Annotated in this window: 4 protein-coding genes; all 4 read left to right on the top strand. The window is 51.7% G+C overall.

Translation table 11 applies throughout. The annotated features are described in order from the left end of the window. Positions 1–15: 15 nt before the first annotated feature. Genes H6F72_RS27490 through H6F72_RS27475 form a run of 4 tightly spaced genes read left to right on the top strand, consistent with a single transcriptional unit; the run spans position 16 to position 11,641 of the window. Complete coding sequence (locus tag H6F72_RS27490; RefSeq protein WP_190442899.1) at positions 16–4,587, top strand: type I polyketide synthase; 4,572 nt, start codon at positions 16–18, stop codon at positions 4,585–4,587. Positions 4,588–4,594: 7 nt separating this feature from the next. Next, entirely contained in the window at positions 4,595–5,701 is a 1,107-nt protein-coding gene (locus tag H6F72_RS27485) for an LLM class flavin-dependent oxidoreductase (RefSeq protein ID WP_190442897.1), read from the top strand. Positions 5,702–5,706: 5 nt separating this feature from the next. Beyond that, entirely contained in the window at positions 5,707–10,569 is a 4,863-nt protein-coding gene (locus tag H6F72_RS27480) for a non-ribosomal peptide synthetase (RefSeq protein WP_190442895.1), read from the top strand. 16 nt (positions 10,570–10,585) lie between these two features. Further along, a complete protein-coding gene (locus H6F72_RS27475) occupies positions 10,586–11,641 on the top strand; it encodes a TauD/TfdA family dioxygenase (protein ID WP_190442893.1) in 1,056 nt (351 codons plus the stop codon). The last annotated feature ends 104 nt before the right edge of the window (positions 11,642–11,745 follow it).

Here is an 11,745-nt window from a genome sequence, read left to right as displayed (position 1 = left end):
GCGAGAACGAAATCCATGACGACCAACTCACTCGATGGAATCGCCATTATCGGCATGACAGGTCGCTTTCCAGGCGCGAAAAACATTCAGGAATTCTGGCACAACTTGCAAAATGGCGTAGAAGCGATCGCCTGGTTTAGCGATGAGGAATTGTTGGCTGCGGGAGTCGATCCTGATCTCTTACAGCATCCCAACTATGTGAAAGCGGGTGCTATTTTAGAAGGCATTGATCAATTTGATGCAACCTTCTTTGGCTATAGCCCCCGGGAAGCGGAGACGCTAGACCCCCAACAGCGCTTGTTTTTGGAGTGTGCCTGGGAAGGATTAGAACACGCTGGATATGATCCGCAACGCTTTGACGGGCGGATCGGGGTCTATGCAGGCGTCGGTTGGGATAGCTATTTAGTTTTTAATCTGGCGGGACATCCACATCTGCTAGATCAAACCCACGGCTATCAAACCGTAATCGGCAATGAAAAGGATCATCTCACCACACGAGTTTCTTACAAGCTCAACTTAAAGGGACCGAGCCTCGATATTCAAACCGCTTGCTCTACCTCTTTGGTCGCCACTAATCTGGCTTGTCAGAGCTTGCTCAGCTACCAGTGTGATATGGCTTTGGCAGGTGGAGTAACGATCTCCGTGCCTCATCGCACCGGATATTTACACCAAACAGGCGGCATTCTCTCCCCCGATGGTCACTGTCGCGCCTTTGATGCTCAGGCAGCGGGAACCGTGGCAGGTAATGGTGTCGGTGTGGTGGTACTGAAGCGATTGGAAGATGCGATCGCCGACCGAGCCATGATCTATGCCGTAATTAAGGGCGCTGCGATCAACAATGATGGCGCGGTGAAAGTGGGATATACGGCTCCCAGCGTGGAAGGACAAGCCGAGGCGATCGCGGAAGCCCTGGCAGTGGCAGAGATTGAACCAGAGACCGTTAGCTATATCGAAACTCACGGCACTGGAACTGCATTAGGCGATCCGATTGAAATTAGCGCCCTGACGCAAGCCTTCCGCAGCCAAACTCAGAAAAAACAGTTCTGCGCGATCGGTTCCGTTAAGACAAATATCGGCCATTTGGATGCGGCAGCGGGTGTGACCAGCCTGATCAAAACAACACTGGCGCTTCATCACCAACAAATTCCGCCGAGTCTGCATTTTGAGCAACCGAATCCGCAAATTGATTTTGCCAACAGTCCGTTTTATGTGAATACCAAACTCACAGATTGGAAAACGAATCATATACCGCGACGGGCGGGGGTGAGTTCGTTTGGAATTGGTGGCACGAATGCCCATGCGGTACTCGAAGAAGCGCCAAAACTCCCCTCATCTGGTACTTTCCGACCCTGGCAACTGCTTTTGTTATCTGCTAAAACTGCCTCTGCCTTAGATGCCGCAACGACTCGCTTGAGCGATCATTTAGCCCAGCACCCAGAGCAAGATTTGGCGGATGCTGCCTATACTCTCCAGGTAGGACGGCAGCGGTTTAATCATCGGCGGATGGTAGTCTGTCAGGATAACGCTGAAGCAATCCAAATCTTGCGATCGCAAGATCCCAAACAGATTGTCACCCACATAGAAGCGCCGCAAAGTCGCTCCATTACCTTCCTATTTCCAGGACAGGGAACGCAATATGTTGGTATGGGGCGGGATCTCTATCAAACTGAACCTATCTTCCAAGAGTGGGTCGATCGCGGCTCCGAGCTGTTGAAATCCACGTTAGGAGTAGATTTACAAGATCTCCTATATCGCTCAGAAACCGATGTCACCGAACAGCTACAACAGACGGCGATCGCTCAACCTGCGATTTTCTTAGTGGAATATGCCCTAGCGCAACTCTGGATGTCGTGGGGAGTACGGCCGCAAACCTTGACTGGGCATAGTGTGGGCGAATATATCGCGGCTTGTTTGGCGGGTGTGTTCTCCTTTGAGGATGCTCTCAGCTTGGTGGCAAAACGGGGTCAGCTCATGCAATCCCTACCCACGGGTTCAATGCTAGCGGTTTCACTATCTGAGACACAAATCAAACCCTGGCTAAACGAGGAGATCTCCTTAGCAGCCATCAATGCCCCGAATCTATGTGTAGTATCGGGTACGATGACGGCGATTGAAGAATTGCGCGATCGCCTAACCGCCCAAAACGTAGAATGTCGCTTGCTCCACACATCTCACGCATTCCACTCTGCCATGATGGAACCGATTTTGGTCTCTTTCCGAGCAGCGGTGAGTCAGGTGAAGTTGCAGCCTCCGACTCTGCGGCTACTGTCGAACCTGACAGGCACCTGGATGACCCCAGCAGAAGCAACCAGCCCTGACTATTGGGTGCAGCATCTACGGCAACCAGTACGCTTTTCGGCAGGAGTCAGCCAACTGTTGCAAGAGCCAAACTGCATTCTGCTTGAAGTTGGCCCCGGTCGCACCCTCAGCACCCTGATCCGCCAGCATCAATCGCAAGCCAGCGGACAAATTGTTCTTTCCTCTCTGCGTCATCCCAAAGATGCTCCGAAGGATATCGAATCAGATATTGCTTTCTTGCTCAATGTTTTAGGACGGCTGTGGTTGGCAGGCGTAGAAATTGACTGGTTAAGCTTCTATGCCCATGAGCAACGGCGACGTTTACCCCTGCCCACCTATCCCTTTGAGCGTCAACGCTACTGGATTGATCCGCCTAGCAAGCAGACAAATTCCACGCCAGCAGCCCCAACGTTAGGCAAAAAGCCCCACATGAGCGATTGGTTGTATGTCCCTTCTTGGCAGCAATCGCCGCTAGTCGCACCCGCGATCGCCCCTCCCCAGCACTACCTGATCTTGGCAGACTCATCAGGCGTTGGATCTGAGCTTGCCAGTCAATTAGAACAAGCGGGACATACAGTGGCGATCGTGATGATGGGCGATCGCTTTACTCAGAAAGATGAGCACACCTACACCATCAATCCCCAAACGCCAGAAGACTATCAAACACTCTTTCAGACAATCTCTCAACAGCCAACGGCGATCGCTCACTGCTGGAACTTAGAGGGAGAAGCGCGATCGCCTGAAGATCAGCAATCTTTAGGATTCTACAGTCTGCTTTATCTGTCCCAAGCTTTGACGCAACAGAATTTTAGCGATCCGGTGCGGCTAATCCTAACTACGCAAAACCTATACGACATCACAGGTCAAGAAGTGCTTGATCCAGCCGCAGCCACCAGTTTAGGCTTCTGTCGTGTCTTGCCTAGAGAACAGCCCAACCTGACTTGCTCTCACATCGACCTCGATTCTTGTTCCCCCCAGCATTGGGGGGCTAGGGGGGCGCAACTCACCGCAGAAATTGGTTCCAATGCTCCAGAGTCATCCTTTCAACAGATTGCCTACAGAGGGCGGCATCGTTGGGTGCAATCTCTAGAACCTGTCTCTCTGGAATCCTCATCAATCCCTCAAATTCAATTGCAACCGGGTGGTGTATACCTGATTACCGGAGGATTGGGCGGCATTGGTTTATCTCTGGCTCACTATCTGGCTGAATCGGTGCAGGCCAAGCTAGTTTTAGTCAGCCGTTCGGGACAAGCAGAATCTCAAACCCTACAAGCATTGGAGTCCTTGGGCGCAGAAGTTCTGGTCGTTCAAGCAGATGTAACGAATCGAGAACAGATGAAAGATGCGATCGCTCAAACGCTGCAACGCTTTGGCAGGCTAAACGGAGTAATTCATGCCGCCGGGATTGCGGGAGGTGGCATTGCCCAACTGAAAACATCTGAAGCCGCTGCATCTGTTCTCGCGCCGAAAGTGCAAGGAACCCTCGTTTTGGAGGAAGTACTACAAGGCATCTCGCTGGATTTCCTCTGCCTGTGTTCTTCCCTCAGCAGCATCATTGGCGAATTCGGACAGACTGATTACTGTGCCGCCAATGCCTTCCTCGATGCGTTCGCTCACTATTGGACAGCGAAATATGGCTCTCCGGCGATCGCGATTAATTGGGATACCTGGCAACAGGTCGGCATGGCAGTAAATACAACGCTTCCAGAAGCCTTGCAGCAACAGCGAGCAGCCAGTTTACAGCAGGGATTGACCACAGAGGAGGGCGTTGAGGTCTTCCAACGAATTCTCCACAGTGGCTTGCCGCAGGTGATTGTCTCGACCCAAGATCTCCAGGCCGTGGTTGAGCAGCATCAGCAAGCGGTGTTGCAGCAAACTCAGTCTGCTTCTATCGATCAGTTTGTCTCCGCATCAGAAGGGCGATCGCGGCATCACCTCCTGCCCCACAGTGCCTATGCAGCGCCTCACAGTGCCGTAGAACAACAGATTGCTGATATCTGGCAAGACCTCTTGGGGGTTGAACCGATTGGCATTCATGACAGTTTCTTTGAGTTGGGTGGGCATTCCCTTTTGGCAGTCCAGGCGGTCTCTCGATTGCGAGATCTATTCCAGGTGGAATTGCCTCTGCGAGTGCTGTTGAGCGAGGCTTCCACGATCGCGGAATTGACGCAGTGGATTGAATCTCAGCAACCGCAAGGTGAGGATTTAGAGGCGATCGCGCAACTCCTGGCAGATATTGAAAATCTCACGCCTGAGCAACTTCAAACCCAATTGGAAACCTCTCGCTAAATTAATCATGCAGTTTGGTCTCTTCTACTTCTCTGGCGACGGTTCTACCCATAGTGCCGATAAATATCGGCTCCTGACCGAAGGGGCAAAATTCGCTGATCGCCACGGGTTTTCTTCTATCTGGATTCCCGAACGACACTTTCATGATTTTGGCGGACTGTATCCCAACCCAGCAGTGATTAATGCCGCTCTGGCGATGATTACCGAGCGGGTGCAGTTGCGATCGGGCAGTGTTGTTTTGCCTCTGCAAGAGCCGTTGCGAGTGGCCGAAGAATGGGCAGTGGTGGATAACTTATCCAACGGTCGGGTGGGTCTCACCTTTGCCTATGGCTGGCATGTGGATGACTTTGTGTTGCTCCCCGAAAATTACCGCGATCGCCAAGCCGTGATGTGGCGCGAAATCGAGACGGTGCAACGACTCTGGGAAGGTCAAACCATTGAACGCAAAAATGGATCGGGGCAGCCTGTGCAAGTTCGCACCTTGCCTCGCCCAGTCCAGCCCAAACTGCCGATTTGGATTACCTGCCATTCTGATTACACCTTTACAGAAGCAGGACGGCTCGGTGCCAATGTCTTAACTTCCCTGCTGCACTCATCGGTAGAAGAACTGGCACCTAAAATCCAGCTTTATCGGCAATCTCGTGTTCAGCATGGTCACGACCCAGCGGCAGGAAAGGTCTCGCTAATGATGCATACCTTTATCGGTGAGGACTATGAGCAGGTGAAGCGGCAGGTACAAGCTCCTTTTTGTAATTATTTGAAAACTCACTTTGACCTGATTGAAAGCCTGGTCAAGCGAGAGAATCTGCCTGTTAACCTAGCGCAATTTACCGAAAGCGATATTGAGACGCTGCTGCAATTTGGCTTTGAGCGTTATCTCGACGGCAAAACCCTAATTGGCACCGTTGAAACCTGTGAACCCGTGATTCAACGCCTTCGGGAGATTGGGGTCGATGAAGTCGCCTGCCTAATTGATTTTGGCATTGACTTTGATTTGGCGATCGCCAGTCTGGAGCATCTCAACCATTTCAAAGATCGCATCCAACAATCTCTCTCTCCTGAACCTGTCGCGGCTGCCTCTTCAGGCCAATATTCAGCTTTGAGTTTCTTTTGATTATCATGAGCGCTGAAACGATGAATGACCTGGCTAAACGAATTGCGGCTCTCTCTCCAGAACAACGAAAGCTATTTGAGCAGCGACTCAAACAACAAAGAGAACAGTCTGCTCAGGTTTTCATGATTCCGCGTCGGCAATCTGGCAATTCGCTACCCTTATCCTTTGACCAGGAGCGGATTTGGTTTTTTGAACAGCTAGAACCCAATAGTTGCCTCTACAACATTCCCTTTGCTGTGCGGTTAGAAGGGACACTGGACGCGATCGCCCTTCAGCAAAGTTTTAGTGCCATCATGCAGCGCCACGAAAGCCTGCGGACCACCTTCACTACACAAGATGGTCAACCGATTCAAGTCATTCATCCTACATTAGCTTGCCAGTTAGTACTCAGAGAGATTAGCGATCGCCAAATCCTCGAATCTCAAGAATCTGAGCTGGCATCTCTCCTATTCCAAGAATCTCAGCGCCCCTTTGACCTCGCTCATGGCCCCTTGCTGCGAGCGGTTTTGCTGCGCCTCAATCCGACTCACCATGTGCTGTTGGTGGTTCTCCATCACCTGATTGCTGATGGTTGGTCGCGGGGTGTATTTATTGAAGAATTGGCGGCTTGCTATCAGGCGTTTAACCGTCAAGTGCCTGTGTCTTTGCCAGAATTACCGATTCAATATGGTGATGTGGCCGTTTGGCAACGGCAATGGCTAGAGAGTGAGGCTGCAAAATCTCAACTCACCTACTGGCAGCAGCAGTTACAGGATCTGCCAATTCTCAATTTGCCCACAGACAAGTCGCGCCCATCCTCCCAAACTTTTAACGGCGCGAAACTTCCGGTGCAGCTTTCAGATTTCCTAACGCGATCGCTGAAAGCCTTAAGCCAGCAAGAGGGTACGACGCTATTTATGACGCTCCTCACCGCTTTTAACCTGCTGCTGCACTACTACAGTGGGCAAGAGGATGTGGTCGTGGGCACGGATGTCGCCAATCGCAACCGCACTGAAACTGAGCGCCTGATTGGGCTGTTTGTCAATCAGTTGGTGTTGCGAACTGACCTATCTGGAAACCCTACCTTTCGGCAATTGTTGGCGCGGGTACGCCAAGTCACAGTAGATGCCTACGCCCATCAAGATCTCCCCTTCAACACGCTGGTAGAAGCCCTCAACCCCAATCGAGCCTCAGGGCGATCGCCACTGTTCCAGGTTAAGTTTGTCCTACAAAACGCCCCAATGCCACCCCTGGCTCTCCCCGGTTTAACCGTGACACCCCTGGAGGAGATCGATACCCAAACGGCAACATTAGATTTGTTCTTTGCTCTCTCTGAAACTGAGCAAGGTCTGGTGGGAGCGATCGAGTACAACACCGATCTGTTTGTAGCAGCCACCGTGCAACGCCTGTTGGGACACTTCCAGCATCTGTTGGAGCAGGTTGTGGCGCATCCCGATCGCCATCTTTGTGAGTTCTCTTTACTAACAGCAGCGGAGTGGGAGCAGATCACCAGCTGGAATCAGACTGATCCACAGGTTGATGCTTTAGAGTCAGAATCTACACTGGTTGAACTGTTTGAAGCCCAGGTAGCGCGAACTCCTAATGCGATCGCGGTTACCTATGAAGACCAATCTCTCACCTATAGCGAACTCAACCAGCGCGCTAACCAACTGGCTCACTATCTGCGATCGCTCGGTGTTCGCCCAGAAGTGCTGGTCGGTCTTTGCGTTGAGCGATCGCTAGAGATGATCGTTGGCATCCTCGCGATTCTCAAAGCAGGTGCTGCCTATGTGCCGTTAGACCCCTCCTACCCACTAGAGCGTTTAGCGTTCATGCTCCATGATGCTCAGGTGCCAGTATTGGTAACTATGAGCAGCTACGAGCAACAGTTATCTATTCAGAAAACTGTAATTTGCCTCGATCGCGATGCTACCGTCATCAGCCAACAAAGCCTTGACAATCTGGTGAGTGGCGTGACAGCCGACCATCTCGCCTATGTCATTTACACGTCTGGCTCCACAGGTAAACCGAAAGGCGTGTTGGTCAACCATCGCAATGTCGTGCGTCTCTTTACCGCCACTCAACCCTGGTACCACTTCAACGATCAGGATGTTTGGACGCTCTTTCACTCCTACGCCTTTGACTTCTCCGTTTGGGAGATCTGGGGAGCATTGCTGTATGGTGGGCGATTGGTCGTGGTGTCTTATTGGAACACGCGATCGCCGGAAGCATTTTATAAGTTGTTGTGCCAAGAACGGGTGACTGTCCTCAACCAAACACCTTCGGCGTTCCGCCAGTTAATTCAAGCAGAAACAGCTTTGGGGATGTCTCCAGATCTCAGTCTCCGTTTAGTCATTTTTGGTGGAGAAGCGCTATCTTATTCCAGCTTGCAGCCCTGGCTTGAGCGGCATGGTGATCAATCACCTCAGCTCGTCAACATGTACGGCATTACAGAAACCACGGTGCATGTGACATATCACCCGCTCTCAATGGTGGTTTCTGATGCCACCAAAAGTGTAGTCGGCAAGCCGATTCCAGACCTCCAGGTATATATCCTGAACCAGTATCAGCAACCAGTTCCCATCGGTGTACCCGGTGAAATGTATGTGGGTGGAGCAGGTGTCGCTCGTGGCTATCTCAACCGTCCTGAGTTAACCCAAGAACGATTCATTACCAATCCCTTCAGCGAACACTCCTCACCCCTCTCTCCTCTCTCCTCACTTCTCTACAGAAGCGGAGACTTGGCGCGGTATCTTCCCGATGGCACGATTGAGTACTTGGGACGCATTGATCATCAGGTGAAGCTACGCGGCTTCCGCATTGAATTGGGTGAAATTGAAGCCGCTCTTGGCCAACATTCTGGCGTGCAGGAGCAGGCAGTGATCGTGCGAGAGGGACAAGATGAAAGTGAGCAACTGGTGGCCTATATTGTGCCGCAAGCAGAAGCTACACCAGATCTGATTTCTCAGTTACGAGATTGGCTGAAGGCAAGACTACCGGAATATATGGTTCCCACTGCCTTTGTGGCTTTGGACTCAATCCCGCTGACCCCCAATGGCAAGCTCGATCGCAAGAACTTACCTGCTCCTACAGGCGATGCTGTAGTGCGATCGCAACTGATTGCACCTCGCACCGCTACCGAAAAACAACTGGCTGAGATCTGGTCGCAACTGCTCGGCATTGAAGCTATTGGCATTCAAGACAATTTCTTTGAACTGGGTGGGCATTCCCTCTTGGCCACTCAGGTGATCTCTCGCATTCGGGAAACACTGGGCATTGACATCTCCCTGCGACAAATATTTGCTTATCCCACGATCGTGGAATTTGCCGTTCAGGTAGAGCAAGCCAGCAATACAACCACAGCAGTTCCGCCTCTACAACGCCTCGCCCAGCGGCAGCAACTGCCTCTCTCTTTTGCCCAGCAACGGCTCTGGTTCTTGCATCAACTGAACCCCGATGATTTGTCCTATAACTGTGCAGGCGCAATTCAGCTTCAGGGACAGCTCAATATTGCAGCGCTAGAGCAAAGTTTGAATGCACTGATTCAACGGCATGAGGTATTACGGACACAGTTTGTGGTCGAGGAAGGGCAACCGATCCAGGTGATTTTGCCGACACTCCAGATCAGTTTGCCTGTGGTAGATTTGCGCCAAGACAACGCTGATCTCAGCTCGTGGCTCCAGAAGGCAACCCAACAACGCTTTGACCTCACCCAAGCCCCTCTCTTCCGATTCACCCTCTTGCGCCTGACGGATACCAACCATACGCTACTGATGAGCCTGCACCATATCATTTCAGATGCTTGGTCGATCGGAGTCTTCCTGCAAGAACTCGCCGAGCTATATACAGTTTTTATCACCCCACCCTGCGGGAACGCTTTCAGCGAACGCTCCTCACCCCACCCTGCGGGAACGCTTTCAGCGAACGCTCCTCACCCCACCCTGCGGGAACGCTTTCAGCGAACACTCCTCACTCCTCTCCCCATTCAATATGCCGACTTTGCCGTTTGGCAGCGTCAATGGTTGCAAGGAGAGGTGCTGGAATCACAGCTTGCCTATTGGAAAACCCAGTTTAGGGAGATTCCGCCACCCCTGAAGTTTGCGATCGCCAATACCTCCCCAGAAGCACCAGCTACTTCCCAAGGCGCACGTCATCCTCTCACCCTCACAACTCACTTGACTACCGCTTTGAAAACGTTGAGTCAAGAAACTGACGCCACCTTATTTATGACGTTGCTGGCAGGGTTCAATGCCTTGCTCCACTACGCCACCCAGCAAATGGATATTGCCGTGGGTTCCCCGATCGCCAATCGCAATCGCCGAGAGATTGAGGGCTTGATTGGCTTCTTCGTGAATACGCTGGTGCTGCGAACCGACTTATCTGGTGATCCTACTTTTCGAGAATTGGTGCTGCGGGTGCGAGAAACGGCGCTAGGAGCTTATGCCAATCAGGATGTGCCGTTTGAGCGACTAGTAACCGAACTCCAGATCGATCGCCAACTGGGGCAATCGCCACTCTTCCAGACTTGGTTTGTACTGCAAAACACCCCCATGCCCAGCATTGAGTTACCTGGATTGCAGTTAGCACTGTCTGATCTGGATGTGGGTGTGGTACGGCATGACCTAAAGCTGGATCTCACGGAAACCACGGCTGGGTTGGAGGGCTTTTTTGAATACAAAACCGCTCAATTTGAGGCGATCGCCATTACTCGCCTAGCCAGCCTCTACCAAACCTTACTAGAAACTGTCATTGCCCAACCGGATATCCGCCTGAGTCGTTTAACGCAGATCTTAGCCGAAACCGAGAAACAGCAGCAACAGCAGGCAGGGCAAGCCTTTAAAGCCACTCAGCGACAAAAACTCAGCCAAATTAAACGTAAACGGTCTTAAAAAACACCTTTAAACCATGAGTCACCCAGAATCCCCTTCCCGTCTCAAACTCCAAGGCATCAAACGCCGAGCTGTCAGTTTTTCGGCTTCGACAGAACTAGTCACGACGAGCCAACTGCAGCCAGACCAGCCCTTACCCCTGATCATTCAACCCCAAGTAGAAGGCTTGAATTTAGAAACCTGGGCACTGAATCAGCGGCAGTGGCTCGAATCCCAACTGTTGCAACATGGCGGCATTCTGTTTCGCAACTTCAATATCAACAGCGTGCCCGCTTTTGAACAATGGATGCAGTCTCTTTATGGTTCCTTGCTCGATTACTCCTATCGCTCCACACCCCGCAGCACGGTCAGCGGCAAGATCTATACCTCAACGGAATATCCAGCTGATCAGTGGATTCCCCTCCACAATGAGATGGCCTATAGCCGTAGCTATCCTTTGAGAATCGCCTTTTACTGCGTACAGCCCGCCGTTGAAGACGGAGCTACCCCGATCGCGGATAGCCGCATAATTTTCCAAAAATTAGATTCCCAGATTAAGGAGCGCTTCATCGAGAAGCGGGTAATGTATGTTCGCAACTATGGCGGTGGTCTAGATCTTCCTTGGCAGACAGTTTTCCAAACCTCAAAGCACTCAGAAGTAGAAGTCTATTGTCGGCAAGCAGGAATTGAGTGGAAATGGCGCAGTGAGGATCGCCTTAGAACGCGACAGGTCTGTCAAGCGATCGCGACTCATCCAGTCACAGGCGATCGCGTTTGGTTTAATCAAGCCCATTTGTTTCATGTATCGAGTTTAGCGCCAGCAGTGCGAGAGTCTTTGCTGGCAGTGGTTCCCCCGGAAGAACTGCCTCGCAATGCCTACTACGGTGATGGAACGCCCATTGAAGATTCCATTCTGGATGAGATTCGTGAAGTCTATCAGCAAGAAATGGTGATTTTCCCCTGGCAGCAAGGCGATATTCTGCTGCTCGACAACCTTCTCGCTGCTCACGGACGCACTCCCTTTGTCGGCCTCCGCAATGTGGTGGTAGGGATGGCAGAACCTTATGAATCGCGATTGCCTGACACCAATTAGATACCTCGTACGGGCGGGTTTTGGCTATCCCTTGCTGAACTGATTCGATATCTCCTCCTAAAGCCGCCCCTACTCTAATCGTTACCCGTCTGCCTCTGCGATCG

Origin of the sequence: Trichocoleus sp. FACHB-46, assembly GCF_014695385.1 — a bacterium.
Classification (GTDB): Bacteria; Cyanobacteriota; Cyanobacteriia; order FACHB-46; family FACHB-46; genus Trichocoleus.
The sequence above is the reverse complement of the archived record's forward strand: the minus strand, read 5'-3'. Positions and strand labels throughout refer to the sequence as shown.

Coding starts and splice junctions, on each gene's coding strand:
- H6F72_RS27475 (WP_190442893.1), top strand. CDS start 10,586: ATGAGTCACCCAGAATCCCCTTCCCGTCTCAAACTCCAAGGCATCAAA.
- H6F72_RS27490 (WP_190442899.1), top strand. CDS start 16: ATGACGACCAACTCACTCGATGGAATCGCCATTATCGGCATGACAGGT.
- H6F72_RS27480 (WP_190442895.1), top strand. CDS start 5,707: ATGAGCGCTGAAACGATGAATGACCTGGCTAAACGAATTGCGGCTCTC.
- H6F72_RS27485 (WP_190442897.1), top strand. CDS start 4,595: ATGCAGTTTGGTCTCTTCTACTTCTCTGGCGACGGTTCTACCCATAGT.